At 32.9% G+C, this 24,019-nt stretch carries 40 protein-coding genes; 29 read left to right on the plus strand and 11 right to left on the minus strand.

Annotated features, from left to right (window positions below; genetic code table 11):
* The first annotated feature begins 46 nt into the window (after nucleotides 1-46).
* From CVD28_RS01450 to CVD28_RS01470, 5 genes are read left to right on the plus strand one after another with little or no spacing between them, the layout of a single operon-like run.
* The gene (locus tag CVD28_RS01450; protein ID WP_101590482.1) at nucleotides 47-295 is read left to right on the plus strand and encodes a hypothetical protein; all 249 of its coding nucleotides are present in this window, start codon (nucleotides 47-49) and stop codon (nucleotides 293-295) included.
* Nucleotides 296-312: 17 nt separating this feature from the next.
* The gene (locus CVD28_RS01455; RefSeq protein WP_101590483.1) at nucleotides 313-576 is read left to right on the plus strand and encodes a DUF1653 domain-containing protein; all 264 of its coding nucleotides are present in this window, start codon (nucleotides 313-315) and stop codon (nucleotides 574-576) included.
* Between the two features lie 27 nt (nucleotides 577-603).
* Entirely contained in the window at nucleotides 604-1,014 is a 411-nt protein-coding gene (locus CVD28_RS01460; protein ID WP_101590484.1) for a hypothetical protein, read from the plus strand.
* A gap of 3 nt (nucleotides 1,015-1,017) precedes the next feature.
* Nucleotides 1,018-1,845, plus strand: a complete 828-nt coding sequence (locus tag CVD28_RS01465) for a hypothetical protein (protein ID WP_101590485.1) — start codon at nucleotides 1,018-1,020, stop codon at nucleotides 1,843-1,845.
* 3 nt (nucleotides 1,846-1,848) lie between these two features.
* Nucleotides 1,849-2,166: a hypothetical protein gene (locus CVD28_RS01470; protein ID WP_101590486.1), complete on the plus strand. Its 318-nt coding sequence runs from the start codon at nucleotides 1,849-1,851 to the stop codon at nucleotides 2,164-2,166.
* A 72-nt stretch (nucleotides 2,167-2,238) separates the two neighbouring features.
* Here the strand turns inward: CVD28_RS01470 and CVD28_RS01475 are convergent, their stop codons facing one another.
* Both CVD28_RS01475 and CVD28_RS01480 read right to left on the minus strand, forming a co-directional pair.
* Nucleotides 2,239-2,550, minus strand: coding sequence for a hypothetical protein (locus CVD28_RS01475; protein WP_101590487.1), 312 nt, complete (start codon nucleotides 2,548-2,550; stop codon nucleotides 2,239-2,241).
* 46 nt (nucleotides 2,551-2,596) lie between these two features.
* Nucleotides 2,597-2,869 (minus strand): hypothetical protein, encoded by a 273-nt coding sequence (locus CVD28_RS01480; RefSeq protein ID WP_101590488.1) that lies wholly within the window; start codon nucleotides 2,867-2,869, stop codon nucleotides 2,597-2,599.
* Between the two features lie 276 nt (nucleotides 2,870-3,145).
* On the opposite strand from CVD28_RS01480, the gene CVD28_RS01485 reads away from it, so the two are divergent.
* The 3 genes from CVD28_RS01485 to CVD28_RS01495 all read left to right on the plus strand — a co-directional run bounded on the left by CVD28_RS01485 (nucleotide 3,146) and on the right by CVD28_RS01495 (nucleotide 4,752).
* Nucleotides 3,146-3,661 (plus strand): hypothetical protein, encoded by a 516-nt coding sequence (locus tag CVD28_RS01485; protein ID WP_101590489.1) that lies wholly within the window; start codon nucleotides 3,146-3,148, stop codon nucleotides 3,659-3,661.
* Between the two features lie 259 nt (nucleotides 3,662-3,920).
* Nucleotides 3,921-4,412, plus strand: a complete 492-nt coding sequence (locus CVD28_RS01490) for a hypothetical protein (protein WP_101590490.1) — start codon at nucleotides 3,921-3,923, stop codon at nucleotides 4,410-4,412.
* A 13-nt stretch (nucleotides 4,413-4,425) separates the two neighbouring features.
* A complete protein-coding gene (locus tag CVD28_RS01495; protein ID WP_101590492.1) occupies nucleotides 4,426-4,752 on the plus strand; it encodes a hypothetical protein in 327 nt (108 codons plus the stop codon).
* A gap of 75 nt (nucleotides 4,753-4,827) precedes the next feature.
* Here the strand turns inward: CVD28_RS01495 and CVD28_RS01500 are convergent, their stop codons facing one another.
* Nucleotides 4,828-5,892 carry a DUF262 domain-containing protein gene (locus CVD28_RS01500; RefSeq protein ID WP_101590494.1) on the minus strand — a complete coding sequence of 355 codons (1,065 nt, stop codon included), beginning with the start codon at nucleotides 5,890-5,892 and terminating at the stop codon, nucleotides 4,828-4,830.
* A gap of 201 nt (nucleotides 5,893-6,093) precedes the next feature.
* On the minus strand, nucleotides 6,094-6,495 hold the full coding sequence (locus CVD28_RS01505) for a hypothetical protein (protein ID WP_101590496.1): 402 nt from the start codon (nucleotides 6,493-6,495) through the stop codon (nucleotides 6,094-6,096).
* 268 nt (nucleotides 6,496-6,763) lie between these two features.
* Here CVD28_RS01505 and CVD28_RS01510 point away from each other — a divergent pair, with 268 nt between their 5' ends.
* The 3 genes from CVD28_RS01510 (at nucleotide 6,764) to CVD28_RS27710 (ending at nucleotide 8,124) form a co-directional block, all read left to right on the plus strand.
* Nucleotides 6,764-7,198, plus strand: a complete 435-nt coding sequence (locus CVD28_RS01510; protein ID WP_101590498.1) for a hypothetical protein — start codon at nucleotides 6,764-6,766, stop codon at nucleotides 7,196-7,198.
* Between the two features lie 142 nt (nucleotides 7,199-7,340).
* Complete coding sequence (locus CVD28_RS01515) at nucleotides 7,341-7,763, plus strand: hypothetical protein (RefSeq protein ID WP_101590501.1); 423 nt, start codon at nucleotides 7,341-7,343, stop codon at nucleotides 7,761-7,763.
* A 55-nt stretch (nucleotides 7,764-7,818) separates the two neighbouring features.
* Nucleotides 7,819-8,124, plus strand: a complete 306-nt coding sequence (locus CVD28_RS27710; RefSeq protein ID WP_101590503.1) for a hypothetical protein — start codon at nucleotides 7,819-7,821, stop codon at nucleotides 8,122-8,124.
* 37 nt (nucleotides 8,125-8,161) lie between these two features.
* Here CVD28_RS27710 and CVD28_RS01525 read toward each other — a convergent pair whose 3' ends face one another.
* Nucleotides 8,162-8,764 (minus strand): hypothetical protein, encoded by a 603-nt coding sequence (locus CVD28_RS01525; protein ID WP_101590504.1) that lies wholly within the window; start codon nucleotides 8,762-8,764, stop codon nucleotides 8,162-8,164.
* A gap of 147 nt (nucleotides 8,765-8,911) precedes the next feature.
* Here CVD28_RS01525 and CVD28_RS01530 point away from each other — a divergent pair, with 147 nt between their 5' ends.
* From CVD28_RS01530 to CVD28_RS01545, 4 genes are all read left to right on the plus strand, one after another.
* A complete protein-coding gene (locus CVD28_RS01530; protein ID WP_101590506.1) occupies nucleotides 8,912-9,427 on the plus strand; it encodes a hypothetical protein in 516 nt (171 codons plus the stop codon).
* 126 nt (nucleotides 9,428-9,553) lie between these two features.
* Entirely contained in the window at nucleotides 9,554-10,033 is a 480-nt protein-coding gene (locus CVD28_RS01535) for a hypothetical protein (protein ID WP_101590508.1), read from the plus strand.
* Between the two features lie 38 nt (nucleotides 10,034-10,071).
* Complete coding sequence (locus CVD28_RS01540) at nucleotides 10,072-10,395, plus strand: hypothetical protein (RefSeq protein WP_101590509.1); 324 nt, start codon at nucleotides 10,072-10,074, stop codon at nucleotides 10,393-10,395.
* A 26-nt stretch (nucleotides 10,396-10,421) separates the two neighbouring features.
* Nucleotides 10,422-11,201, plus strand: a complete 780-nt coding sequence (locus tag CVD28_RS01545; RefSeq protein WP_101591230.1) for a hypothetical protein — start codon at nucleotides 10,422-10,424, stop codon at nucleotides 11,199-11,201.
* Nucleotides 11,202-11,248: 47 nt separating this feature from the next.
* Here CVD28_RS01545 and CVD28_RS01550 read toward each other — a convergent pair whose 3' ends face one another.
* Nucleotides 11,249-12,367, minus strand: a complete 1,119-nt coding sequence (locus CVD28_RS01550; RefSeq protein WP_257985723.1) for a DUF262 domain-containing protein — start codon at nucleotides 12,365-12,367, stop codon at nucleotides 11,249-11,251.
* A gap of 237 nt (nucleotides 12,368-12,604) precedes the next feature.
* On the opposite strand from CVD28_RS01550, the gene CVD28_RS01555 reads away from it, so the two are divergent.
* The 4 genes from CVD28_RS01555 to CVD28_RS01565 all read left to right on the plus strand — a co-directional run bounded on the left by CVD28_RS01555 (nucleotide 12,605) and on the right by CVD28_RS01565 (nucleotide 14,291).
* Nucleotides 12,605-13,006, plus strand: a complete 402-nt coding sequence (locus CVD28_RS01555) for a hypothetical protein (RefSeq protein ID WP_101590510.1) — start codon at nucleotides 12,605-12,607, stop codon at nucleotides 13,004-13,006.
* Between the two features lie 26 nt (nucleotides 13,007-13,032).
* On the plus strand, nucleotides 13,033-13,200 hold the full coding sequence (locus CVD28_RS27715; protein WP_180953838.1) for a hypothetical protein: 168 nt from the start codon (nucleotides 13,033-13,035) through the stop codon (nucleotides 13,198-13,200).
* A gap of 138 nt (nucleotides 13,201-13,338) precedes the next feature.
* The gene (locus CVD28_RS01560) at nucleotides 13,339-13,938 is read left to right on the plus strand and encodes a 3'-5' exonuclease (protein WP_101590511.1); all 600 of its coding nucleotides are present in this window, start codon (nucleotides 13,339-13,341) and stop codon (nucleotides 13,936-13,938) included.
* Nucleotides 13,939-14,021: 83 nt separating this feature from the next.
* Entirely contained in the window at nucleotides 14,022-14,291 is a 270-nt protein-coding gene (locus CVD28_RS01565) for a hypothetical protein (protein WP_101590513.1), read from the plus strand.
* Between the two features lie 31 nt (nucleotides 14,292-14,322).
* Here CVD28_RS01565 and CVD28_RS01570 read toward each other — a convergent pair whose 3' ends face one another.
* The 3 genes from CVD28_RS01570 to CVD28_RS01575 are packed head-to-tail and all read right to left on the minus strand — an operon-like array spanning nucleotide 14,323 to nucleotide 15,287.
* Nucleotides 14,323-14,565: a hypothetical protein gene (locus tag CVD28_RS01570; RefSeq protein ID WP_101590515.1), complete on the minus strand. Its 243-nt coding sequence runs from the start codon at nucleotides 14,563-14,565 to the stop codon at nucleotides 14,323-14,325.
* Between the two features lie 23 nt (nucleotides 14,566-14,588).
* Nucleotides 14,589-14,723 carry a hypothetical protein gene (locus CVD28_RS28530; RefSeq protein WP_257985724.1) on the minus strand — a complete coding sequence of 45 codons (135 nt, stop codon included), beginning with the start codon at nucleotides 14,721-14,723 and terminating at the stop codon, nucleotides 14,589-14,591.
* Nucleotides 14,724-14,759: 36 nt separating this feature from the next.
* Nucleotides 14,760-15,287: a hypothetical protein gene (locus tag CVD28_RS01575; protein ID WP_101590516.1), complete on the minus strand. Its 528-nt coding sequence runs from the start codon at nucleotides 15,285-15,287 to the stop codon at nucleotides 14,760-14,762.
* Nucleotides 15,288-15,575: 288 nt separating this feature from the next.
* Between CVD28_RS01575 and CVD28_RS01580 the strand changes: the two genes are divergently transcribed.
* Together CVD28_RS01580 and CVD28_RS01585 are read left to right on the plus strand one after the other, a co-directional pair.
* Nucleotides 15,576-16,106, plus strand: a complete 531-nt coding sequence (locus CVD28_RS01580) for an ADP-ribosyltransferase-containing protein (RefSeq protein ID WP_101590518.1) — start codon at nucleotides 15,576-15,578, stop codon at nucleotides 16,104-16,106.
* Between the two features lie 47 nt (nucleotides 16,107-16,153).
* Nucleotides 16,154-16,528: a hypothetical protein gene (locus CVD28_RS01585; protein WP_101590520.1), complete on the plus strand. Its 375-nt coding sequence runs from the start codon at nucleotides 16,154-16,156 to the stop codon at nucleotides 16,526-16,528.
* A gap of 40 nt (nucleotides 16,529-16,568) precedes the next feature.
* Here the strand turns inward: CVD28_RS01585 and CVD28_RS01590 are convergent, their stop codons facing one another.
* Nucleotides 16,569-17,885, minus strand: a complete 1,317-nt coding sequence (locus CVD28_RS01590; RefSeq protein WP_101590521.1) for a hypothetical protein — start codon at nucleotides 17,883-17,885, stop codon at nucleotides 16,569-16,571.
* Between the two features lie 238 nt (nucleotides 17,886-18,123).
* Here CVD28_RS01590 and CVD28_RS01595 point away from each other — a divergent pair, with 238 nt between their 5' ends.
* From CVD28_RS01595 to CVD28_RS01605, 4 genes are all read left to right on the plus strand, one after another.
* Complete coding sequence (locus CVD28_RS01595; RefSeq protein WP_101590523.1) at nucleotides 18,124-18,675, plus strand: DUF2196 domain-containing protein; 552 nt, start codon at nucleotides 18,124-18,126, stop codon at nucleotides 18,673-18,675.
* A 135-nt stretch (nucleotides 18,676-18,810) separates the two neighbouring features.
* Nucleotides 18,811-19,371, plus strand: a complete 561-nt coding sequence (locus CVD28_RS01600) for a non-canonical purine NTP pyrophosphatase (RefSeq protein ID WP_101590525.1) — start codon at nucleotides 18,811-18,813, stop codon at nucleotides 19,369-19,371.
* A gap of 19 nt (nucleotides 19,372-19,390) precedes the next feature.
* Complete coding sequence (locus CVD28_RS27720; RefSeq protein ID WP_180953839.1) at nucleotides 19,391-19,531, plus strand: hypothetical protein; 141 nt, start codon at nucleotides 19,391-19,393, stop codon at nucleotides 19,529-19,531.
* A 91-nt stretch (nucleotides 19,532-19,622) separates the two neighbouring features.
* Nucleotides 19,623-20,288, plus strand: a complete 666-nt coding sequence (locus CVD28_RS01605) for a Bax inhibitor-1/YccA family protein (RefSeq protein WP_101590527.1) — start codon at nucleotides 19,623-19,625, stop codon at nucleotides 20,286-20,288.
* Nucleotides 20,289-20,344: 56 nt separating this feature from the next.
* Here the strand turns inward: CVD28_RS01605 and CVD28_RS01610 are convergent, their stop codons facing one another.
* Nucleotides 20,345-20,542, minus strand: coding sequence for a hypothetical protein (locus CVD28_RS01610; protein WP_101590528.1), 198 nt, complete (start codon nucleotides 20,540-20,542; stop codon nucleotides 20,345-20,347).
* Between the two features lie 128 nt (nucleotides 20,543-20,670).
* Between CVD28_RS01610 and CVD28_RS01615 the strand changes: the two genes are divergently transcribed.
* The 4 genes from CVD28_RS01615 (at nucleotide 20,671) to CVD28_RS01630 (ending at nucleotide 23,997) form a co-directional block, all read left to right on the plus strand.
* Entirely contained in the window at nucleotides 20,671-21,156 is a 486-nt protein-coding gene (locus tag CVD28_RS01615) for a hypothetical protein (protein WP_101590529.1), read from the plus strand.
* A 125-nt stretch (nucleotides 21,157-21,281) separates the two neighbouring features.
* Nucleotides 21,282-21,830 (plus strand): hypothetical protein, encoded by a 549-nt coding sequence (locus tag CVD28_RS01620; RefSeq protein ID WP_101590530.1) that lies wholly within the window; start codon nucleotides 21,282-21,284, stop codon nucleotides 21,828-21,830.
* 39 nt (nucleotides 21,831-21,869) lie between these two features.
* Nucleotides 21,870-22,151, plus strand: coding sequence for a hypothetical protein (locus CVD28_RS01625; protein ID WP_101590532.1), 282 nt, complete (start codon nucleotides 21,870-21,872; stop codon nucleotides 22,149-22,151).
* Between the two features lie 145 nt (nucleotides 22,152-22,296).
* Nucleotides 22,297-23,997 carry a YceG family protein gene (locus tag CVD28_RS01630; RefSeq protein ID WP_101590534.1) on the plus strand — a complete coding sequence of 567 codons (1,701 nt, stop codon included), beginning with the start codon at nucleotides 22,297-22,299 and terminating at the stop codon, nucleotides 23,995-23,997.
* The last annotated feature ends 22 nt before the right edge of the window (nucleotides 23,998-24,019 follow it).

The following is a 24,019-nucleotide window of genomic DNA, read 5'->3' on the forward strand; positions in this document are numbered from 1 at the left end:
ATTTACAAAATACTAAATTTATGTTAGTATAAAGGAGGGTTAAGTATTGAATGAATTAATGAATGAATTAGGAAAAGAGTTACAGATTGAAAAATTGGAACATGAATCAGAATATTCCTATTGTGAAAAGGTAAAGGCATACGCAAAAGAACATCCAGAAGAAGCAGAAAGAGCTATTATTAAGGTGAGTAAAAGAAAACCTTTTTACCACATGTCGGATAAAGAAAAAGAAGAAACCAAAGATACCCTATTGCAGATTCTTACGAAGGTTGCATTTGGTGTTCTACGAGTGTAAAGGAAGTGTGAAAAATTATGTATAAAGAAAATGGAATAGATTTTGAAGTGGGTCGTTGTTATCGGCACTTTAAAGGCATGTTGTATTACGTTATAGGCATTGGAGAACACACAGAGACACATGAACTTCAAGTTTGCTACAAAGCCCTTTATGGTGATAATAAACTGCATTTCAGACCATATGACATGTTCATTGAGGAAGTACCAGAAGACAAGCAACCAGAGAATGTAACTGGTCAAACATACCGATTTGAACCATTTGAAGCAAAACAAGTTATCTAACAAACGATATTAAAGGAGATTACAAAAATGAGCCTACAAATTGCAAAAATAATTGAACCAGTCAAAATCCAAATTGAATATACACTATGCCATTATGTCGCCCCAAGTGTAGCGGAGAAAAATTGTGAATATGTAACCGCACATTCTTTGAAAGAGCTGTTAGACGCTGTATCCAATACTAAATTAGAAGAGCTTAAAGAAGATTTTGATGCAGATGAAGTGTTTGTGTCCAGTATGGTTGTTATTAGCAAAGATGAAGATAATCAAGTCATTACCCACTTTGACCCTGAAAATCAAGTAACAACGATGAAAGTTGAAGTCGGGGAGCAGGATATGGCAAGTAATTTGGCACATAGTCTTGCTATGATTGAGAAACAAACGGATGAATTTCACCAAAATATCAAACGAACAATTGGGCTGTATAAGAAGGGAGAGTAAGGGTTGAAATTAAAAATAACCATTGATGCAGGAGAGGTTGGCTTTTGGGAAGTTGATACTGTCACTGATTATTACGAAGAAATGAAAGAGGTACGGGGAGAGGAACACGCAACATCCTTTTTCCGTTCAGGAGTTTTTGAGGGGGAAGAGATAGAATCACATAACGGAAAGCATTATATCTATGGTTATCTGGAAGGATTATATCAGAGTGACCGTTGCCCTCACTTTTTGTATGATGCAGAAATTAAACAAATTACGGTTGAAGTCTTAAAAGAAGTATCTACGTTGGTAAAATGTAAAAACTGCAGACATTGTGGATTTGATTTTGAAGACTTCTTTCATCCATCTTATAAATGTAAAAAAGAGAAACAGAATCTCAAAGAAGTGGAGAATATGGAAGACTATGAGATTGAGTGTGATGCTTTTAAATCAAAATATATTGAATATCCTTTAACCATTGAAGGTATTGATAAGCCGAAAAATAAAGGAATCGAACCTTACTTTGGCAAAGAGATAGGAACGCTTGTTAAAATTAGACCTTGTACAGAAAAGTATGGCAACAAAACCTATCTTGGACTACTGTTAGGAGATGTAGATTTAGGACTTATGATTAGTCACAATGAATCTACTAATCGAATGGAAATTTACCGTCATTTTAACCCTGCTATCTTTGTCCCTGAACTAAAAGAAATTATTTATGGCTGTGAAAGCTGGTGGGGCGTGATTGAAAATGAAGAACAACTGAAAGAAATCACGAATCAAGACATTGATAATGTTTGGTATGTACAGTTATTGAAAGACATGAATAAAAAAGAAGAGGGGAACGAATAAGAGATGAAAAAATGGGGTCTATTTCTAAATAATCAATTAATAGAATCCTTTGATGATGGAAAAGAAGCAATGGAGAAATCCTTGAAGTTATCAGCCGAAACAGGAGAAAAATATTTGTTCCGACCTGTCCGTTTTACAGATATGACAAATGAAGAAAAACTCTTCCTTATGTCTGAAAAATCGAAAGACCTTCAGTTGTTTTTAGAGCAAATGAAAGGGTCAGGGAGAACCTATTATTCTCATACAAACATAGAGGCAGACGAACTGGAATGGCTGGTTCAAATGGCGACTGAGAATCTTAAAGAATCTCCTAATAAATAAAAAAGAAAAAAGGCAGGAATAATTCCGATACGGAATGTCCTGTCTTTTCTAATTTATATCAAACTATTGAAATTACAAGTCCTTATTTATAGGAAGGATAAGTCTTGTAAAATGTGTGAGATAATCTGGAAAATCGCTATCCAAAGGACTTCCGCAGTGCGGTGGTTCTTGAATAGGGAATGTCCACCATAAGCAATCTCCGTCATCTTCAGTCCATTCATCAATCGGTTTGGCTACTAAAGAATCTTCTAACTCTCCAAGTCTTTTTACTGCCATGTTATAAGCAAAAAAAGCATCGTAATCATTAAATTCCTTCGGTTTATGTTCATAGTCCTTTAAATCATATTCAAAATTACCAATCGTTTTCTTTGTGATTCGCTCCATTACAAATCAACCTCCAAAGTGTATGATGAAAATATCTAAAAAGAGATTACTTAATCATATCTTGAATGATTCCCAAACTTGTTGAATAATCAGTAGGCACAAAATCAACACCTTTTTCTTTTAGTGCTTGGATAAGTGTTGTCTGTCCTTTTTCATCCTTCATTAATTCTTTTGCCACTGTATCTTTTTCTTCTAAATAAAAACCTTCGTTACTTTGAGACGTTCCTTTTCGATAAACGATAACTTTCCCATCTCTCTCTCCTACTAAATCATGTTTTACTGCTACATTTAGTAACTCTAATGCCTGAATGTATATCATATTATCTAACCTTCCTTTCATGGTTTAATCTTAATAAGATTGCCTTTTTTATTTGTTTCTATCACATTTTATACCAATTCGTAAAGACCAATCACTCTCTACTAAACAGAAAATGCCTCCTTTAGAATATCTAAAAAGAACATTTATTCGTATAAGAAGTTTCCCTTTTCAAAAGGAGCATGAGAAAATAAAAGAAAAGAGAGAAAGGGGGAGATAATCATCGAGAAGCCGATTCAAAAAGGAAGAAAAGAAACCAAAAAGACTTCTTCTAAAACAATGAAATCTCCTGCCAAAAAGAAAATAACAGAGAAGAAAACTAAACCTTCTTCTAATAGAAAAGGTTCTGTTACCACTGTTCAAAAAGAAAAACCCAAAAGTATTAAACCCAAAGATAACGCCATAAGAGTTGCAACAATAAAAGAGCCTTCCAAAAAGAAAAAAGTAACCAGTCGTTCTGGAAAATCTACTAAAAAATCAACTAAAAAGAAAAAACGACATTGGAATGACACGTATTATTATCCATTCTATCTATCGTTAATAGGGTATTTGATGTTTTCCTTTGAACTGTTGCTAAATTGGTTTTTAGCAGAAGATGTTCCGCAATTTTTAGGAATCATTTTCAAAAATCTTATCCGAGAGCCTTATGTACCAACTATTATTGGAGCGATGTTTTTACTACCTGTCCATACATATGTAAAAGGAATGAGGTCTGCCTTTCCAAGAATAACTTTAATCGGTTTTTTCTTTATTGCACGAAATATAGCTCATTTGACGTTTTTAGCAATGCTTTAAAAAAGAACAGCTTGGCTGTGATTAAAAGTCTAATAGTGCGACTTTTATAAAGAGTCTCTCGAATTTTTGTGGTGCATATATAGGTTTATGTTTTCCGAAAGTTGTTTATCGGGTTAAACCCTTGTCATTCCTTCGTTTTCGGGACTATTTTTGAACATTTTTCCTGCTTATAAAAAATGTTGGAAATAAATAAAATATAAGAGTTTCAATAAAAAAAGGAAAGATTTTATCTTACTTGATTAAAGGAGAGAATGTATTTATGGAAAAAACAGTTATTGGTTTTGGTGATTTTCTTTATGGATATGTGAATGGAGACCGCTATATGGTTTCTAATACGGTTGAACAAATTTGTGCATTTATTATGAAATATCGGCTCAATGATGTTCAAATCATAAGCATATTAGACCAAATGGAAATTGAAACGTCTATGGGCTTCCTTTCATTTGTTAGCAATCAAACATTTTTACGTGAAACATTGCTACCAGCATTAGTTCCTATGCAAAGAGGAGAAGTAGAAGTTCCTGAATTTGTACCTCATACAGTTGAAAGCGATTATGTTATCAGCAATGTTCGTATGAACTCTCGTGCAGGATACTTTTTAGGTGCAATAGACTTTGAAGAAGGCTTTCCTCAAACTTATGACAGACAGAGTGGCTATTATGAAACGGAAGAAGAAGTAGTAAAGGCATATCCGAATTCTATTGGCAAGTCAGAGGCAATGGAAATGGCTACTCAAAAAGGTTGGATATAAGGAGGGGATTTCTATGAATTATCAAAAAGTAACAGAAGAAGAAGTCTATCAGCGTTTAACTGGATTGGCACTGGATGTTATGAATCCAATAGGGGGAGCTATTACATTAGTAAATTTAGCCTCTCTTATGAAAACGAGCCGATATCAAGTCAAAAAGCATATGGATAACTTAAAGAAAAAAGGTATGGTAGAACTAAAATGCTTCAATCTTTCAACAGAAGAAGAACTATATCCTCCTTATTGGGGTTATCTTTTAACAGAAAAGGGGAGAGAGACAGATTACTTTCGTGAAAGAGAAAAAAGAGAAGATGAAATCTTTAGAGAGTGTTTTGGCGTTTAAGAAGTATTAATGATTTAAAAAAGACACCTACAGATAATTGTAGGTGTCTTTCTATATAAAAGGGGGTATATAAAATTAAACTGCTTTATTTTCCGCTAACTCTTCCTGGTCAGCTAATTGCTTCAAGTGACTGATAGCTTCGTTTTGCTCTTCTTGTACCGATTTACCTTCTACAAATTGAGCAAAGACAGATGACATAACCGATAATCGCTTTTGTACATTTTCTTTACGAGCACTACCAGATTGACAGGCACTTGCGTAGTTTTCTGGAAGCTCACTGAAGAAATCACTCGCCCATGCACCAAATTCTTTTGGTGTGACATTGGCTAATTCACCTTTTTCAATCATGTCTAATACCAATTTGAACAGCATAGGGACATGAAGTTTCTTTAAGAACTTTTCCTTTTTAGGGAAGGATTCGTTCAGATAGAAACACGCATTTTGCATTTTGGCACGTAAGTTGTCTTGAATTTCAATATTACGAAGCTCTTGTACAAAGGCTTGTAGTTCTTTTCCACTAAAACCAGTTTCATTGTTGTGAACAAGGGCTAAAATTTGGAGTACCAACTCTTGGTCTACAAATCTTTTTCTTGCACTCTTTGAAAGATTGGCTTTCTCTGCAAAGAAATCAAGCTCCGCAATGCTTTCTACAAAACGTAATACTTTTGTTCCAAGAATTGCTCTGGTTGTTTCAATTTGACGAAGAGGCACACCGTTATTTAATCGGTAGAAAAGCTCTTCCATTTCTTGTTGATTGATTTCTTCAATTCTAACAAAATCAACTTCATAATTCTTAATGGTATTCTGCATATCCACTGAAAGTTCAGAGAATTTTAAACCTGCAATTGCTTCACCATTAACAACAGGGACAGTAGGATGAATGGAGTACGCATCTTGTAAATAATCAAATATACTGCTTAAACGCTGTTTCCCATCTAAGAAGTGGTAGACAGATTCCTCTTTTGTAGCAAAAAGAGAAGGAATTGGATAACCAGATAAAATACTGTGAATCAGAGTCGATTGTCTTTTGTTGTCCCAAATGTTGTCTTTTCGCTGAATTACCAAATCAAAATTAACTCGTTTGGTTTCGTGCATTTTGGATAATTTTTCAACTTTCCAACTCACTTTGGATGTTTTCATTTTTTAACCGCTCCTTTAACTTTTATTTACTATAAAGTATATTGCCATTGTGAACAAATATATACACTTTTGGCAAAAAATCACAAAAATAAATAAAGTTTATTTATAAACAATATTATAAAGGAAGTTATTAAAATAGGAAAGAATTACATGAAAAAAAGAGCCTTTCTTTTTAGAAAGACTCCTTAAATGGGCTATTTTTTACAAATATCTATCAACGACTTCTAATTGAAGTTTGTTGGCTTTTACAATATCGTACAGATATTCTTTGAAGAATCGTTCGTCTTCAGGTGTTTTATATCCTTCCATAATACGTTCGATAGATTTATTTCCCTGTGGGAATTGTCTGCAGTACATTTCCGTATTGTACTCAATCGTAAATTGAAGCAAAAGCTGTCTTTTTTCTTGTAGAGGAGTGCTTCTCTTTTCAAGATAAATTGCCAAAAATTTAATTGCACTATTATAGCCCGAATCCTGTGTTCTCCGAACCAGCGTGTCAAATTCTTCTTCTGTAACAGGTAGGTTTTTTAGATAAAAGAAACGAGCAATGGCACGTTTGATGCTCTTTCTCTTTGTATAAGCAAGTTCCTTTAAGTTAAACAATGTTATTTGCCCCTCTCATATGGTATGTATTATTGACTAAAGTCTAATTTACTCAATTCTATCACATATAGTCAATGGTTGTAAATCTTTTTTGGAAAATTTTATAGAAAAAACGTAAAAAATAATTGACCATAAACAACAAAAATGTTATATTTTATACATAAAGTTAATACACACCAATTTATACCATTAGTTGTACATGCAACTAAAATGTGACGAGTAACACCATCAGAAGAGGAACGAATAAAAATTTGTGGGGGAATTAAATATGAACAACTTCATTATTGAACAATTAAAGGTAGAAGAAATGATTAAGCGTATTAATCCATCTGTTAAAGCGAATTACGAAGGGATGATGGATGTTTTAAAAAAGGAAAATCCTACAATAATGAATCAACGAGTATCAGATACTTTTAAACGAATCATGTATCTACAATTGATTGCACATTCTATTTCAGAAAGCTGTTCGATTATAAAAGATATGGCAGAAGGGGAAGAAAAAAAGGAAGAAGTAAACCAATTTGAAAAAACTGTTTTGGATTTTTGTAAAGGATACATCAACCATAACGTAGCAATTCAAGATAAAGAATCCTTTGATGATAACCAGGAAAAAGTAAGTGAATTACTTCTTGAAAAATGGAGTCAAATCACTCAACACATACATATTTCTGTGAACCAATCAGCATTAGCTTATATTCAATAAATATGGAGAATGAACATACATAATCAAAGGGACAACTTTCTTCGGAAGGTTGTTTTTTCTTGTTCTAATACGGTCATAGTCATTGACTATAAGCAATAAGTGGGGTAGAATAAACATATAGTGTTGAACTGGAGGGATATAATTGGCAGAGAGAGAAACTGTCTTTATGATTACGGTCTTTAATAAAGTAGAAAAAAACCCATCAGAAAACAAAGTCGAACAATATTTTGATGCCTATTTGTTTGGTAATAAAGAAACCGTAGGAATTTTTCCTGATAAGGAGCGTTGTGAAGATATTTTAAGTAAGAACATATATAATATCCACGACAATGCTGGTTATGAGTTTGCGGTTATTGAAGAAGTAAACTTTAATCAGATTTATCCTGAAAAGCTGTCAACGGAATTATATCAAGCGAGGCATTACGATGTGGAACTTCCGATTTTGAAAGAGGATGGCTCGATTGAGAGATTTCATAAAACATGGAATGTAACCTACGAAAAAGTAGACCTATCTGACAATGAACCGTTAAGAGAATTTTTGTCAAAATACCGATTTTCAATTTAACCTTCTAACTGTCTTTTTGCCCTCGTATTAGAGAAATAAGAGAGGAGGTGTCAGGGTGAGTAGAGGGAAAAAAGCTCTAATCTGTAGTGTTGTAGTAGCCATTCTTTCTTTTTTATTGATGAAAGGAATGTATATCATTGACCCTATTGGCAGTGATACTGGAATGTTGACTGCATTTGTATTTATTTTTATAAATGTACCTATATGGATTATGTCTGGTATGGTTTTCCTTTATGGTGTTTTTGTTATGGTGAAGGATAAAAAGACTGGATATGAACCAAATGAAACTCTTGATGAAATAGTAGAAGAAGACATATCTGATAGAGAAGAAATCGAAGTAAATGAAGAAAAAGAAAAATGAATAAAAAAAGGTAAGAGGATACAATATCTCTCTCACCTTACATACTATGATTGAAATTGCCAATTAAATAATCGACTTCTTCTAAATATTGACGCATGGAATCCTGCTTTAACAAAGATTCTTTAGAATCAGATGCGTGATTAAAAAATTCGTAGTACCAGCGTTTAAATATCTTTGAATAGCCAAGTTCTAACCGCATTTCATGGAACTCTTTAAAGGATACTTTTAATACATATTTTCCTGTATCCTGAATTTCATCCACTTCTGGTAATACGCTTAATTTGTCTGTTGTAACGGTCTTTAATTTGAAAAAATTATAAGACGTAGCATCATCGTTATTGTCATCCTGATAGTAATGAGCATTAACAATATCAACAGCATCTTCTAATTGTTCATAATACAGGTCGGTTTCTTCATCGTCATCAATGCTTCCGCTTATAGAAGTTAAAAAGACATTCCAACCAATTTCCTCAAAACAACTTACGGTAAAAAAATATGGAAGCCCTTCGACATGAACCTCAAATCCATTTTGAATAAACGTCACTGATTTTTCTTTGTTGTGGAATACCTCTTCTGATTTATGTAGCAATTCTTCCGCTCCTTGAATGGAGCATACTATATCTTGTGTGTGATTAAACATAACCTATCCACTCCTTGTATGTAATTATAACATATTTCTGACAAAATGAAACTATTTTTGGATGATTTTTACGTAAATTAAATTTTACGATTTATTATTTCTATGGTATGATATAAGTAGAAAAAGAGAAGAGGAGATACACTAATAATGGCAGTAATTCAAAAAGACGGAGTTATTATTGGACTATCTAATATTACAAGTTATTATTGCGAAGAAGATGATATTCATGACCAAGAAGACTTTGGTACGTATGAATGTTTTGACTTCACTTTTACCGTAAACGAAGAAAATATCCTATCTCAAATTATTGGAACGTCTGTAGTAGATTCTCAAATAGGGACATCTTTTGAGCTTTGTTCTGGAAATATAGTATCTTTGATTCAAATGATAGAAGACGGATTAAATACAGGGGAATATCAAGAAATTGAGTTTTTAGAACCTAATTTTTCTTTTGAATTAAAACCAAATCAGGGAAATCCTGAAAATCCAAGTTTTACGTTTCATATTTGGTTGAACAGTGGAAATTGGGAAGGGATTTATGGTTCAACAGATGTCGGTGCTCGTATTCCTATGAAAAAGACTGTATTAGAAACCTTTTTAGAAGAGTTGAAAACGGAATGGAACAATCGTGAAAAGAAATGGTATAGAGATAGAGATAAATAAAGGCTACTTTGGTAGTCTTTTTTGTATGTAAAGGAAAACGTCTACTAATAAAGCCATGTTTGTTATTTATAATATAAGAGGTTTAAAAAAACAGGTTCTTTACTTAAAGAAAGAGGAGAGAGGTTTATGTCAGTTACAAAGACAGGGAAGAAAAAATTATTTAGAATGACAGTAAAAAGAAAAATCATGTTAAGCGGTATTATTACGACACTTAATATAAAATTGGATAGTGTAGATGAAGATGGATTAGGTCGATTACTTGTTCTTGATAATGACAAAATGACAGAGGAAGTAAGAAAAGAAAAGCTAATGGAGTTAGATTCTCAACTTCAAGAGTTATCGTTAATTCATGACGTATTAGAAGTTGTTTGTGTACATGAAGATGATGTGTTTTTAAGAATACACATGAAGGAAGATAGAGGTTGGAGAAATGAATGGGATGTACCATTAGAGGTATTCAACGAATCTATTGATAAAATGATTGAAATATTAAGATGGTTTCAACATTCAAAGTTCGTTCATATGAGTGAAGAACAATTTAAGGATTATGATACAAAGGTTGAGTTCTTATTAGAATTGAAAGCATTTCGTAATTCAGAAGAATAGCATAAACAGGGAGTTTTCTTTAAAAGGAGAGAATCACTATGATGTATGACAAAGATTATGAGGAAAAACGAAGAAAAGGTCTTATGATTGATGAAACGAACATTCATTTATTTGCCAAACGGATTGACGTAGACCAAATCCGAAGAGAACGTGCTAACAAGTGTGCGTGGTGCGGTACATTCGTTCCAACTGGACAACACGCTCCTGGTGGACTATGTGGAGCTTGTAATGAAAAAGCAGACTGGAATGACGAACCTGGTGAAGATTGTGATGTTGGTGCAGATTTTGGTCGAAACAATACTTCAACTTTTGGATTTGGAGTGGATGTAGACGAAGAAGAAGACCCTGATGTGGGCTTTTAAGGAAAATGAACGGAAAAGGTGAGAATATGAAAACATTAGAAGAAATGAAAGAAGAAATTAAGGTATATACCAAAAAACAAAAGGAATCATTTCAAGAAACAGACGATTCTTGGAATACGATTACACTTTATCATGGGACTACGACTAAATATTTAAATGATATTTTAAAAAATGGTCTAACACCAAGAAAAGAAAATAAGGTCAATAACTTTTCAGACGTTCCTTCTAATGAGGAGTTGGTTTATTTAACAACAAGATGGCATTATTGGTATGCGTACAATGCGAATCAAGAATCTTTAATCAAACAAGTCGGGGAAAAGCGGTTTGAAGAGGAAGATATTGAAACGCTATGGAATGAAACAGGTGACTTTCCTATGTATGTGACATGTGAAGTTCCAGTTGAATTTCTAACTTTAGATGAAGATGTCGTATATCAAAGAAAAATTCGTAAGGGATTTCGTGACGGAACAATTACGTCTCCTGCAGATATAACAGTGGATATGTGTTTAGAGCAAGGAACAATTGCTTCCCTGCAGACCATTTCTCCTGAATATATTAATGAAATTGTTATTCTTGGCAATGCCGAATATAAAAACTATTTGCTGGAAGGACAATATGGAGCAGATGCAAGTAATTGGTTTAGTGGATTAGGAATAGGTCATTCAGATTTATGGGAACTAATCATGCTTGAACATTCTCATTTTAAAAAAGGGAATCAGGCTTTAGAAGTAGAGTATCCACCAGAGAACAATAAACCGATTAAGAAAATACAATTAGAAGATAGTGGTCTTTCCATTATTCGATAATACAAAAAAGACATCCTAAAAATGGATGTCTTTTTTATTGGATGTCATTAGTTAGAAAAATGTGTCTGATAGTGTTCCAATCCAAGATTGTTTCTTCGTTTAACTGAATCTAACTTAGTAGTACCAGAAGAAGTTGAGTAACCACTCTTGTTGTAATCTTTTACAAAGAAAGTTTGAACCCAAGAAGCAAATTCTTCAGGTGAACGATTTTCTTTCATTGCTTGTTTTGATACATATAAAAGAGTTACACTCTTAGATGCCCCAAATGACTTTTTGACCGACTTTTCATCTAACAATGTGTAAACGTCATTTAGATAGTTTCCAAGTTCTTTTAATTCTTCAATATCTGCAGTTTTAAATGCATCTTCATCAAGGAATTTATTAATCGACTTGCTATCTAACGCTGTATTATTGTCTGTTTTTAAAACAGATAGTGCTTTAAGCAACATATCAGAATGTGTATCGTTATTAACTGCACTATTACTGAATCCTGCTGTAAAGACTTCCAATTGCTTTAGTTCTGAAATAGCAAAAAGTAAATCATATGACATTTTAGATTTTCGTAGTTGAGAAGGTTTTAGAGCTTCGCCATTATTCCATCGTTGGAATAGTTCAGCTTTCATTTTTTCGTCAAGGTCATCATAGCTCTTAATATCTAAGATTAATGCCATAATGCGGTCTTGATATTGTTGTGGTAAGTCGTTAAAGTACATACCAGAAACATTAATTAATACTTGCTCTCCATCTTCATCAAAGCAACGAACAAACGCATCTTTCAAAGCGTAACGGTTACGTACATAGTCACGAATTGTTGTTAAGCGTTGTTTACCATCTAAAACATTTCGGAATTTTTTCTTGTTTTGACGAATCACTTCCGTTTTGATTTCGCCAATAGAGACTTCTTCCAAAACAGATACAATTAATAGAGATTTTTTCTCGATTGGCCATACACAATTACGTTGGATTGGGTCATTAAACTTAAAAACTTCCAATCGGCTCATAAATTGAGCAACAGACATTTCATCTCTACTCACATCAACAGTGAAAAATCCCCATTTCATGTCTGGTGTAGGAACGATAATACGAATATTTTCTCCTGTTTCCATATTGTTTTCTGCGATTTGACTTTCAAAACCTACTTCTACCATTTTTGTTGCTTGTTCCATTAAAAATCACTCCTAAGTAAAATTTGTTTATTATATAAACACCTTATTTATAAAAATTCTTATATTATATGTGAAAGAAAGGCAACTCATAAGAAGAAGATGGAAGTACAGAAGAAAATCAACGATGTTTGGCTTTTATTTGAAAGACTTTTATTTTTGCGTAATTAAAACTATAATAAAAGGTATTTGATAAAAAAGGAAAATTCTTATTTACTTATGAAAAGGGAGAGATTTTTTATGGCAAAAGTTCAAAGAGAAAAAGTAGTTGTAAACTCAAGTTATTATAACTTTGACCAACGATATGAAGAGGCAATGAGTGATTTTGATGATAAGAAAATCATTTCCATTTCCTTGATTTCAAGTGACAAAAATGACGATTCTGTTCGTGAAGAGTACCTTGTGTTTTATGAGGAGGCTTCAGATGATGAAGAAGAAGACGACATGATTGAAGCAGGAGATTTAGTTTATTATCGAGATGTCAACACAAAAGTAAAAGTCTATGAAACCGTTGAAAAGGTCATTTTTGATGACGGAATGGATAAATGCTTCTTTGTAGAAGATGAAGAATCAGAAGGTGGCTTTATGGAAGTAAAGGATGTCACGCTGGTTGCAAAAGCAAAAGACCGAAAAGATGTTTGATTTTAAACCGTATTGGGGGAAACGAAATGTATCTTTTTGAGATTTTGACCAGAAATGGAAAGTTTATTTCCATAGGTTCAACAGAGCATGAGGCAAAAATTAACTTCACTATCGCTTATCCTTCTGAAAAGATAAGAACGATTATTCAAAAGGAAGAAAAGGCAGTAAGTGTTGCTGAATTAACAGAAGAATAATAAACAGAAAAGAGAAGCAGTGGTTTTATGACTACTGCTTTTTCTGTGCAAAAATTTATACATATTTACTCCATATACATTGACTATAGTCGTTGATTATTGTAACCTAAAAGGAGAAAAAAAGAGAGAAGGTACAGCATGTTAAATGAAACTTTGATTGTCATTGATACAGAAACAGGTGGATTACATCCAAAAGAACATAGTCTTCTAACTGTAGGTCTTATTGTTGTTCAGAACCTTCAAGTGGTAGAACAAAAAGAATGGAAAATTAAACACTCGACATATCACGTAACAGGTAAATCATTAGAAGTGAATGGAATCAATATTTTAGAATTTGATAAAGAAGCAATGGATAAAGAGCAAGTAGGAAAAGAAATCATGGAGTTCCTTTCTAAATACTGCACGAAAAAGAACAAAGGTATATTTGTTGGTCAAAACACTATTTTTGACAAGAATTTCTTAGAGGCATTTTTACAAAGTTTGAAAGATACAACTCGTTTCGAGCTATATCAAAAAATCATAGGTCATCGTTACATTGACTTAATGAGCATTACTGCATTCCTAAATCTTGCAGAGGTAATAGACACCAAAGGAATTGGTTTAGATGCAGTCATTGAAAAGTTTGGATTGCAAGTAGAAGCACGTCACACTGCTTTGGATGATGCACGATTGACTTTTGAAGGTGTTTTACAAATGATTCAATTAGTGAAGAAAAATACGGAAGAAAGCGTGGACTAAAATCCATGCTTTTTTGTTTGTAGATTGTTAAAAAAGGGTGATATAATTAAACATAAGGTCTTTACGATAAAAGGAGAGATAAAATGGGAGAGAACACAAGGGAAAAGCGAGTGGAACTCATATTAGCCTTAATCGAGCATATAAAAGAGCCATTAGATAAACTGAATGGGGAACTACATAAATTATTGAATGAAGATATTCCAAACAACAACTACATCACACAAACCCCTGAATTTGATAAAGTTTCAAACTTCTATATGGGATTGCCTACCTGGTCAACGATGAATGATTTGTCAAGAGAGGTAACTGAATTAGAGAAAACCCTCAAACAATTCCATGTTGGAATCCATTAAAAAAGACCTCAAAAAAATGAGGTCTTTTTGCTTATGCAACTTGAACTTTTCTAAATTCATTAATTCCATAAACATTCGTTTCTACTTCATATCCCATTTCAATTGCATGTTCAGATACTAATGTGCTATCAACAGAATATAGATGTTCTTTGCCTGGTTCACAAATGCCTTCTCCTAAATCATATCCATTTTTCAATAGATACAATTCCATTTCAGGTTCAAACATAAAGTCATTCAATTCAAAAGTTTGTTCTTTTAGTCCTTTTATCATCATTCACACGCTCCTAATATAGTTGATTAGCCAATACGTTTAACAACTGTCCAGCCCTTCGGTTTATTACGAAGGTTTCCTTCATAAACTACAGTTTCATTGAAACCAGTCCGTTTACACTTGCGTTGTAATAGATATTGAATACCAGCATAATGTGTCATGATTGCTTCCACCTTTCCAAAATGTTTGTTCAATCTTTATGCAATATCTTCTTCTTCATAAGGAATCCATTGTCCATAAGAAGAAAGATTGTTTCGCAATTCATCTTCCAAGAACTTTTCAATTCTCGAAAGCAACACATTTACAGAATAAGTAACATTGCCCCCACAGCCATCTTCTTTGTGTTGATTGAAGAAACGATAAAGAGGAGATTTTGTTGGGTTTCTAAAGCTAATAATGACTTCATTTTGCTCTTTCTCAACCATTTGTAAGTTTTCATTTTTGATAAGGGTTAGAATATCACCTTCATCTCCAAATCCACCTAAGACGTGAAAAGGCTCTAAAGTTAAAACGCCAGACCAATAAGTAGCCGAACCACTTATATAGCCATAATCATTAAAATCAAGTTGTTCAAATTTTCCTTTTAGTAATTTAACCCAATCTTGACGAAGGTCAAAAGTCCAGTCAGGGTCAAAAGATTCGTCTAACAGATTCCAAAGAATGTCTGAAACATTAATGTTCTTGATTTCTTCACCATAAATAGATTTTCGTACTGTTCTTGCCATAAATAATTCCTCCCTTAAATAAGTAAAGTCCTGTTAAAAGTATTTGAAAATCAAAACCTGTTTTCTATCAAAACATATTAGATTATATGTGAATCGCAATAGGGTTATAAAAGGAGGGAAGTAAAAGAGTATAGAGTAGCTTTTCTTTATTATAGGAGAAGTTCATATCGGACTGATTTCTTGTATAATCGTATATGATATAAGGATTTAACAAAAAACAGGTTTTCATTAGAATCTTTTTTAAAGGGAAATATTTTATATAGGGAAGACGAAAGGATAGGGATGAATATGTTAGTGTATCATGGGTCAAAACAATTATTTGAGGCATTTGATTACAGTAAAATTGGAACGAACGGAACAATGGAAGGAAAAGGCTTTTATTTTACAGATAAGAAGTTGATTGCAGAAGGTTATGGTCAAGATGGTTATCTTTATACCGTTGAATTTAATGGGAAGAAATCACTTCATAGCGATAAGAAAACCATTACTCGTCAGCAACTAAAAAAATACCTAAAAGAGCTTGATAAAAAAACCGATTACTTATCAAATTGGGGAGATACAGCTTATGATGGTTTAGAAAAGGTGTTGAATGAAGCAGTTCGTGGAGAATATGAACAAAGTGATAACGATGTAGATATTATCGCTGGAATTGCTAACGCTTGTGGAGACATGGAAACAAGCCTTACCTTACTTTATCAACTGTTAGGGTATGACAGTATTGTAGTAGATGGAGAATGGGGAAATGGACAGCGTATTTACATTGCATTGACCAATGACATCATTAAGATAGTCGATGTAAAAGAACTTAAAAAAGCATAAGAAAATAGAAGAACATTTATAAATCAGGTAATCGGAGGAATCAAAATATGGAAAAAAGTAAAGTGATAAAAAAGGTTAGAGAGTTAATTCACGATAAAGGTCTCTTTGGTGATGCTCTTACAATAAGACGAGCGGAATATGCTGTTATTATGCAGACTTTCGGAATTACATGGGATGAAGTTAAACATCCATCAGATAGCTTCTCGTGGTTTCTTGAAATGCAACGTAGTGAAACGGATTTAAGACAAGAACTTGATAGTATGTTGAAAACATTAAACCTTGCAAAAACAAAAGGTTTACGTTGGGATGAAAAGGACACAAAACTTATGATAAAAGGATTCTTAAAAGGAGTAGAATTTTTTAATCAAAATTTAAGTCGTGAATTTTCATTTATAGCCCATAGAAATTATGATGTAGCTTGATAAAAATAAAGAACAGTACCTTTTTAGGGGTACTGTTCTTTTATTGTAAAGATGAAGTAGGAAGGTTGAATTGAGTATTACTTGTTGTAACAGAACCGCTTCCATAACCATTCGACCTTGGCATATCAAACTTAGAATCATAAAAATGAGCACTACCATAATTCCAGTAGAACATATTTTTAATGTTTCCTTTACCAACTACAGTCACGTTTTTAATATTTAAATCATAATCGTTCATATAGAAAAGATAAGGAACTGCAGAATCGACTTCTATTCTTACATTTTCAATGGTTGTATTTCGTGCTGTACTACCATCCCAACGACCCCACACATTAAAGATTGACCAAAGGGATTTGATGTTTTCTTGTTTCACTTTGATTGTCATATTCTTTAACGTAATGTTCGGAGCATTAAAGGTAATGGCAAAATGCTGACCATCAGAGAAATACTTGGAGTTAGTATCGTCAATAACCAATGTGGTTTGGCTTGGGTCTTCTCCAATAATGGTTAAACTTTTACGTAATACCATGTTTGAGTATTTTTTATTTGGAGAAGTCCAGAAGACATCATTCGATTGAATGTTATATGTTCCGTTTTGAAGATATATCCCATCTCCTGGTTTGGCTAACTCAATCGCTTTGGTAAACATATCGGTTGCTTTGGTTTGTGTAACCGTAGTTCCTTGAATCCCTTGCGTATCTACCATAAGAATATTCTTTCCGCTTTCTTGAACATTTGCCAATTCTTTCGGGATTTCTTTCTTTCCTTCTTCTAACCCAAATTCAAATACATAGTTAGCAGTCAAAAGGTCTTCAGTCGGAACAGAAGTACCAGCTTTTAATGTAGGCTTGGCTTTAATTGACCCATGATTTTTGATTGTACCTACTTTTCGTTCTTCTTCTTTATCGACACTCCAAACAATCCCATCATTTAGCTCATATAACCATTGGTCACTTGGTAAACCAGCTACTCCAAGAGCTACCTTTTCGGCTGTTTTAGCTTGTGTCAAGTTTCTCCATCCTTCATCACTGTATAGGGTAGGAGATACTAATGAAGGTTTCCAATCTGATTCTTCTGCAACACCAATGCTGTTCATTTTCATGTAAATGGGGGCGTTTGTTTCACTATGAACATCTATTTCTTCCGATGTCATACTTTCTGTATTTGGATTATATATAAAAGTGGTCATAGCTGGAACTTTTACATCTAATATCGTTGCCTCAAATGTCCCAATTAACTTTGTGGTTTGAGAATTAACTCCATAAGAGGAAATCGTTGCTGTCATGGTCACTGTTCCAATAGATAATAGACTTATAAGGGGAATCAGTTTCCTTTTTAATTGTTTTTCCTTTCGCATGTAAAAACCTCCTTTCAAAATCAAATAAAACTCTCTCCATCATAGATAAATCGAAAAGTTTTAATCTCTATTCATCTAACTATTTTACTATTTTTATATAAAGTTTTTTCATGAATTGCGTTTAATAAGGAATGATATTTATATTTCTACCAGTACATAGATAGAACAAACCAAAAGATATAAAGATTGTGGATATTCTTTATAATATAAAAATCATAAGAGAGAAAGGAGAAGGGGTATGGATATTGATGTAACAATTAAAAAGAACTTTATGAAAGGCATGATGGTTGATATTATTGCAGACGAAGACGCAAAGACTGGAAAGATTACAAGGGGCTATATTGCTACGATTCTATCAAAAGAGAATAATAAAAAGGGAATAAAAGTGGAGCTTACCAGTGGCGTTTCTGGAAAGGTACAATACGTACCAAGTAAAGATGATGTTAAGTTGGAAAACTTCAAGTTCTATAATAAGTTTTTCTTCTTACCAAAAATCTATTCTATCTGGAATCAAGTAGAACGTAAATACATGGTTCTACAACACACTTCTCCGTCAGGTAAGATAGAGAAAACTGCATTCTTGTTTGATTCCGAACAACAAGCAAAAGACTTTGTAAGCGGAACAAAGTTTGAAAGTAAGGATTATTCCATTCGTGAAATCAATAGAAAGAAACCTATTGTAGACAACTTCAAAACATTGGAGATTAATTATTTTCGGATTAATAAGGAGCGGAAAATTTCCTTTGAACGAATGATAGAATGGGAAAATTACTTTAAAAATATGAGATAAAGATTGCCTAATAGAAATATTTCTATTAGGTTTTTTTATTGCCACAACGATAAATATATTTTATGGAAAAAATAATTTACAAAAATATAAATATAAACTATAATAAAAATATCGACAAACAGAAAGGATAGGAAGATGAAACCATTTCACTTAGTCACATCCAATGAAAACAAATTAAAGGAATTTCAACGATTTGGTTTGCAAAATATCCAAATTGAAAAAGGAAGAGATTTGCCCGAAGTAGAAGCTGACCCTTTCACTGTTATTTTGTATAAATCCTTAGAGGCAGGGGAACAACGAATTGTTGAAGATACTTCTCTACATATTGAAGGAGAGAAAGTAGGCGTGAATATTCGTTGGCTATTAGATTTCATCTCTAATTTTAGCGGAAAGAAAGCTACATGGGAGGTATTGTTAGGCGTTCATAATGGAGAAACGATTACCACCTACCAGGGGCTTATTCATGGGGTGATAACGGATAAATATAAAGAAGAACCCAAAGGTTTTGGCTTCGATGCTTATTTCATTCCTGATGGTTCTACTGAAACATTATACGATTTAGAGTGCAAGGGAGAAAAAGACTTATTTTCTGCACGTAAAAAAGCGGTAGAATTTCTGCAAAATGCTCAAAGCATTCGTGAAGTAAAGATTCAAGACATTCCTGCATGGACTGGTACTATGCAACATGAAAAATAAGAAAAAAGGGTGAAATAACATGTTAAAGTTAGAAGTCGAGTTAAGAACAAAAGATAAAGAGGAAATCTCTGAAATCATGAAAGAAATTGGAAATAAAATCAAAGATGGTATTGATATGTCCAATGATGGAAAATACTTTTTTCACCTAAAAGAAGAATAGACAGACAAACTACCGACTGGTAATTTTTATAAAGAATATCTACCAGCATATAATAAATGAATAAAATAAATAAGGAGGAATCACTTTAACTTTGAGTCAATCAAATTATTTAATTACAAAAAAAGTAATGCCAAAATTCTTTTTATCCTTGCTGATTACGTTTGCAGGAATGGTCATTGGAGCAATGTTCATTCCACCAGCAATCGCCATATTCATGCCTATCTTCGCAATTGTACTTCTTATCTTTGCCTTTTTTGCAAAAGGAAAGAGAAGTAAAACAAAGAAATATGATTATGCTTCCAGTCGAATGACTTTGGGGATGCCATTTGTGTATTTCCTTGCTTTTATTCTTGGTATTGGAATGTATCCAGCTATTGCTCACTATCTTTCTGATATAGGAGCAACGTATGTATTGCTTGGTCTTGGTGTTACGACTGTTATCTTTGGTGGGTTAGCGTTATATGCGTATAAAACAAAAGAAGATTTCAGTAATATGGGTGCATTTTTATTTGTATCACTCTTAGCATTAATTCTGTTAAGTATTGCAGGATTCTTTATCCAAGCTACTCTTTTCCACATTGTCTTATCTATTGCTGGTGTAGTGATTTTTAGTGGATATATTCTGTATGATATTTCTTGCATGAAACGTGCAGACTTCACAGAAGAAGACGTTCCAATGGCAGTGTTAGATTTGTTATTAGACTTCATTAATATCTTTTTAGATGTATTACGTCTAATCTCTATCTTTAAAAATTAATACAATAAAAAAGAATGGTGTATGGAAGAATGAACTCCTCTCATGCACCATTTTTGTTATTTTTGCTGTATTTCTTTTTGAAGGTCTACATCTAATACATATACTTTTTTATTCGTATCCTGGTCAAAAACAGGTGTAATCTCCTCAATCTCCTTCATTGTGCCAAATGGTCGATAGCCATTCCGCAATGCGACATATATATCCGCTTCTTTATCCAACTGTTCTAATTGATTTATCACATCTTGCACTTTCAATGTGTTGCCTCCTCTCTTTTATTGGTCACACTCAACACTCTACTTTGGAAAATTAGCACTCCAACTCCCATATGATAATAATACGATTAAATGAACTGAAATATTAAATGAAAGAGGAGTGTATAGAAATGAATGTGATTGAAATTAATGAAAAAGCGATAGAATCTTTTGGATATGATGAAATAAAGGGGTTTATTACTTTCTTAGAACAAAATCCAGAGGAAAACAAAGGGACATTGGTGATTCGTTTTCCTGAATTAGAAGCAGAAAAAGGTGAACCTTTATTTATGAATAAAGTAATAAAGGGTTGGTACATGGGATTAATGTACAATACACCAAATTTGTTATATTTCCTATCTGATAAACATGAAGGAAGACAATGGACTGATTTACAATTTGCTATGATGATGTTTTCTGATGTAAAAGAAAAAAACAATGACGGAGAATATGTAACAATTGAAGTAAAAGTGCATGAAGAAATATTCGGTACATTAATTGATAAAACAGCCGAATACATGGTTAAAATAAGCGGAAATGAAAAATTGACAAGAGAAGAACAAGAGTTTTTTGCTCATTTATTCTTTGATTATACAAATGGATTTCATGGAATGTAGAGACTATCAGGGCATAGTCTTTTTCTTTTGGGATGATAAGTTATGTTGTCTTGGTAAAAAACTATAATATAAAAGGTTTTGATAAAAAAGGTGTTTTTTAAACTCATTTTAAAGGAGAGAGTGAAATGAAACAACATTTACTTACCATTATTGGACAAATTCAAGAGGATGCAAGATTTTTTATTTATGAGTACAACGAAGACGGAACATTTAAAAGCGTATTTAAAGAAAAGCCTTATGTGCTTTCCCTTATTCAAGATGCAACGGACATCCAACCACATGAAAATTATGATGATGTCATATTGGTAAATGGCAATATGGGTCTTTGGACTAAATCTTTCTCTGAAAACATTGATTATCCTACTGAAAATACGGAAGGCTTTATGGAGTATATCAGTCAATACAATCCGTATTACAAAGTATTTATCAAGTTGGATGAAGAAAAGAAAACTATCACGTTTAAATTAGGAGACAAAGAAAAAACTTTGGAACTGATTGAACGTACCAACTATGTCAGTAAACCACATTATAAAAAATACATGAAGTGTGTCAGTGTGGAAGATTTGAAGAAGCATATTGATGATAAGTTTTGGAATCCACGCATGGTTGATATCGGAAGAATCGTATTGGGGTTAAAAGATTTTAAGGTATCTTCTTTTTTAGAAATCGCATAATAGTTCGTTTAATAGTAAACATAAATGGAGGAATTAAACATGAACGTAGTAGAAACTTTATTAAATGGTGACAAAATCTTTCGTGAAAGTATCGACAAATTCTTTAGCACTACTTTTTATCATAAACAATTTTCAATTCTGATAGATTTAAAAAGTAATGGCTATTCTGAAGGAGAAAAAATTGAAGCTATCAATGTAAGTTTTTATGATAGAGCAGTCAACAAGTTAAAGCATTTGAAAGTGTACGAAACAAGCAAAGGTTTATACTTTAATGCGTATGGTACAAGAGTGTATTTAAACGATATGATTCGTAAATGGTAATACTATTAAGAAGCGGAAGATATATTTCTTCTGCTTTTTTTGTTTTTTCGTTGAAATAAATCGTGCTAACCTGTATAATAAATATAGACAATAGTCAAAGGTTACATATTTTTTGACTAAATAAGGGAATGAGAGGGAAAGAAGTATGAGAAATGGATTTTCTGTTCAACTATTAGAAAGCAACAACCCTTTAGAGGACATCCTCATTCCAGCGAAACGTAGAAAAGGATACATGGAAGGAGAAAATTCTGTTGTTCCTATCTACTTTTACCGTTATGTAGGGATAGCTGGATTGGATTCTATGTATCAAGATAACTATTATAATCAAGTTTTTCAATTACATCATAAATTACTAAAACATTCAGCAGGATATATGAAATTTGAAAGCCCTATTGATATGCCAAACCATGAGGAAATTGAACGTGTAGTTGAGCAAATCAAAAAAGGGAGACCTCAATCAACGACATCATGGAAAGATATGATGGTTTCTCAAATCGTTCGTTCAGGAGCATTAGCAGTCTTCCAATCTCCTGTTATTAACCAAAATGTCGTTATGGCTTTTGAACAAGTTATGGCTTTGTATATGAAGACAGAACGGAATGTGAATGAATCAAAAGCAGAGAATTTCGCTTTAAAGTTATTGGTTTGGTTAAAGAGATACCAAAGTCATTTCTATAAAGAAACTATCCTAAATGATGTACCAAAAGTTCTGTTCTATGGAGATGTTAAACAACATGAAGTTTACTTTCTAACATTATTATCTTTAATCGGTTGTGACGTGTTATATCTTCAAACGGATAAAGAGAAAGATGTGGTGTTTGAGGAAGTGGATAGATACGGACAATTCACTAAGAAAGTTGAATTTGCAGAAAGTTGTGCTTTAGAAAAATTTCCATTAAGTGAACGTGCGATTCAAAAGACTACCGTTGCGTATAATGCATCAAAAGAAATTCAAAGTGTTATATATGGAACAGATGTAGGCATGTTTAAAGCATGGCAGTATGAAACAGGTACAACAAAATCAGTTATGTTAAAAACAACCTATGATGAATTGAAAATTCTTTGGAATGAAGAAGCAAGAATCAGACCTGAATTTGAAGTCAGAGACGAAAGAGTGTATGTTCCGAATATCTTTGCAAAGGTAAATGGAACAAAGCAAGAGCTTTCTGATTACTGGAAAGATGTGAATGAATTAGCCAATTCGGAAAATGCAGTTCTTTACAAACAACTTCCATTTAGCTCTGTTCGTTACACAAAACAAGAGTTGTTTTCTACAGCCTTTTTGTTTAATCAACAAGGATTTGTAGATAAAGAGGCTCTTTATCAAAGCCCTGTTTATACTCTTCAATACCTTAAACAGTCTATTCAGGACTTCATGGTTTCTAAGATTAATGAATTACTTGAATCCAAAATGTTCGTGAAAGACATGGATGAAAAATTGCGATTAAAAATCTTAATGACCATTATCACAATGGATAGTGAATTATTGAGGTTGATTGAATCCTTTGATTATACAGGTAAAATTCCAAAAATCGTGATTTATGACGGAACAAGAAACATGTTTAGTGAAGAAGATAGTATTCTTTTAGCCTTTTTCCATTTGGTAGGGGCAGACATTGTTATCTTTACTCCAACGAATTATAGCAATATTGAACAATGGATTAAGCCTGTCTATTTTGCAGTTCACCAATTGCCATCCGTTCAATTTGATATGGAATTTCAAGGGATGAACTTATCTCTTAAAGTTCGAGCAAGTTCTAATGGTAAACCAGTTTCAACAAAATTAATTGTTGTTGTCGGCACAGTCATTTCTATTGGAGGACTTGTCCTTCAATTCTTCTTATAATTTTTCATATAAGAGAAACCAT

This window comes from Bacillus sp. M6-12 (assembly GCF_002860285.1).
Lineage (GTDB): Bacteria > Bacillota > Bacilli > Bacillales > DSM-1321 > Peribacillus.

What these genes read in the sequence shown, in the direction of transcription:
- CVD28_RS01455 (WP_101590483.1), top strand. Translation starts at nt 313, where the DNA reads ATGTATAAAGAAAATGGAATAGATTTTGAAGTGGGTCGTTGTTATCGG.
- CVD28_RS01460 (WP_101590484.1), top strand. Translation starts at nt 604, where the DNA reads ATGAGCCTACAAATTGCAAAAATAATTGAACCAGTCAAAATCCAAATT.
- CVD28_RS01470 (WP_101590486.1), top strand. Translation starts at nt 1,849, where the DNA reads ATGAAAAAATGGGGTCTATTTCTAAATAATCAATTAATAGAATCCTTT.
- CVD28_RS01475 (WP_101590487.1), bottom strand. Translation starts at nt 2,550, where the DNA reads ATGGAGCGAATCACAAAGAAAACGATTGGTAATTTTGAATATGATTTA.
- CVD28_RS01480 (WP_101590488.1), bottom strand. Translation starts at nt 2,869, where the DNA reads ATGATATACATTCAGGCATTAGAGTTACTAAATGTAGCAGTAAAACAT.
- CVD28_RS01485 (WP_101590489.1), top strand. Translation starts at nt 3,146, where the DNA reads ATGAAATCTCCTGCCAAAAAGAAAATAACAGAGAAGAAAACTAAACCT.
- CVD28_RS01490 (WP_101590490.1), top strand. Translation starts at nt 3,921, where the DNA reads ATGGAAAAAACAGTTATTGGTTTTGGTGATTTTCTTTATGGATATGTG.
- CVD28_RS01495 (WP_101590492.1), top strand. Translation starts at nt 4,426, where the DNA reads ATGAATTATCAAAAAGTAACAGAAGAAGAAGTCTATCAGCGTTTAACT.
- CVD28_RS01500 (WP_101590494.1), bottom strand. Translation starts at nt 5,892, where the DNA reads ATGAAAACATCCAAAGTGAGTTGGAAAGTTGAAAAATTATCCAAAATG.
- CVD28_RS01510 (WP_101590498.1), top strand. Translation starts at nt 6,764, where the DNA reads ATGAACAACTTCATTATTGAACAATTAAAGGTAGAAGAAATGATTAAG.
- CVD28_RS01525 (WP_101590504.1), bottom strand. Translation starts at nt 8,764, where the DNA reads ATGTTTAATCACACACAAGATATAGTATGCTCCATTCAAGGAGCGGAA.
- CVD28_RS01530 (WP_101590506.1), top strand. Translation starts at nt 8,912, where the DNA reads ATGGCAGTAATTCAAAAAGACGGAGTTATTATTGGACTATCTAATATT.
- CVD28_RS01535 (WP_101590508.1), top strand. Translation starts at nt 9,554, where the DNA reads ATGTCAGTTACAAAGACAGGGAAGAAAAAATTATTTAGAATGACAGTA.
- CVD28_RS01540 (WP_101590509.1), top strand. Translation starts at nt 10,072, where the DNA reads ATGATGTATGACAAAGATTATGAGGAAAAACGAAGAAAAGGTCTTATG.
- CVD28_RS01545 (WP_101591230.1), top strand. Translation starts at nt 10,422, where the DNA reads ATGAAAACATTAGAAGAAATGAAAGAAGAAATTAAGGTATATACCAAA.
- CVD28_RS01550 (WP_257985723.1), bottom strand. Translation starts at nt 12,367, where the DNA reads ATGGAACAAGCAACAAAAATGGTAGAAGTAGGTTTTGAAAGTCAAATC.
- CVD28_RS01555 (WP_101590510.1), top strand. Translation starts at nt 12,605, where the DNA reads ATGGCAAAAGTTCAAAGAGAAAAAGTAGTTGTAAACTCAAGTTATTAT.
- CVD28_RS27715 (WP_180953838.1), top strand. Translation starts at nt 13,033, where the DNA reads ATGTATCTTTTTGAGATTTTGACCAGAAATGGAAAGTTTATTTCCATA.
- CVD28_RS01560 (WP_101590511.1), top strand. Translation starts at nt 13,339, where the DNA reads ATGTTAAATGAAACTTTGATTGTCATTGATACAGAAACAGGTGGATTA.
- CVD28_RS01565 (WP_101590513.1), top strand. Translation starts at nt 14,022, where the DNA reads ATGGGAGAGAACACAAGGGAAAAGCGAGTGGAACTCATATTAGCCTTA.
- CVD28_RS01570 (WP_101590515.1), bottom strand. Translation starts at nt 14,565, where the DNA reads ATGATGATAAAAGGACTAAAAGAACAAACTTTTGAATTGAATGACTTT.
- CVD28_RS28530 (WP_257985724.1), bottom strand. Translation starts at nt 14,723, where the DNA reads ATGACACATTATGCTGGTATTCAATATCTATTACAACGCAAGTGTAAA.
- CVD28_RS01575 (WP_101590516.1), bottom strand. Translation starts at nt 15,287, where the DNA reads ATGGCAAGAACAGTACGAAAATCTATTTATGGTGAAGAAATCAAGAAC.
- CVD28_RS01580 (WP_101590518.1), top strand. Translation starts at nt 15,576, where the DNA reads ATGTTAGTGTATCATGGGTCAAAACAATTATTTGAGGCATTTGATTAC.
- CVD28_RS01585 (WP_101590520.1), top strand. Translation starts at nt 16,154, where the DNA reads ATGGAAAAAAGTAAAGTGATAAAAAAGGTTAGAGAGTTAATTCACGAT.
- CVD28_RS01590 (WP_101590521.1), bottom strand. Translation starts at nt 17,885, where the DNA reads ATGCGAAAGGAAAAACAATTAAAAAGGAAACTGATTCCCCTTATAAGT.
- CVD28_RS01595 (WP_101590523.1), top strand. Translation starts at nt 18,124, where the DNA reads ATGGATATTGATGTAACAATTAAAAAGAACTTTATGAAAGGCATGATG.
- CVD28_RS01600 (WP_101590525.1), top strand. Translation starts at nt 18,811, where the DNA reads ATGAAACCATTTCACTTAGTCACATCCAATGAAAACAAATTAAAGGAA.
- CVD28_RS27720 (WP_180953839.1), top strand. Translation starts at nt 19,391, where the DNA reads ATGTTAAAGTTAGAAGTCGAGTTAAGAACAAAAGATAAAGAGGAAATC.
- CVD28_RS01615 (WP_101590529.1), top strand. Translation starts at nt 20,671, where the DNA reads ATGAATGTGATTGAAATTAATGAAAAAGCGATAGAATCTTTTGGATAT.
- CVD28_RS01620 (WP_101590530.1), top strand. Translation starts at nt 21,282, where the DNA reads ATGAAACAACATTTACTTACCATTATTGGACAAATTCAAGAGGATGCA.
- CVD28_RS01625 (WP_101590532.1), top strand. Translation starts at nt 21,870, where the DNA reads ATGAACGTAGTAGAAACTTTATTAAATGGTGACAAAATCTTTCGTGAA.
- CVD28_RS01630 (WP_101590534.1), top strand. Translation starts at nt 22,297, where the DNA reads ATGAGAAATGGATTTTCTGTTCAACTATTAGAAAGCAACAACCCTTTA.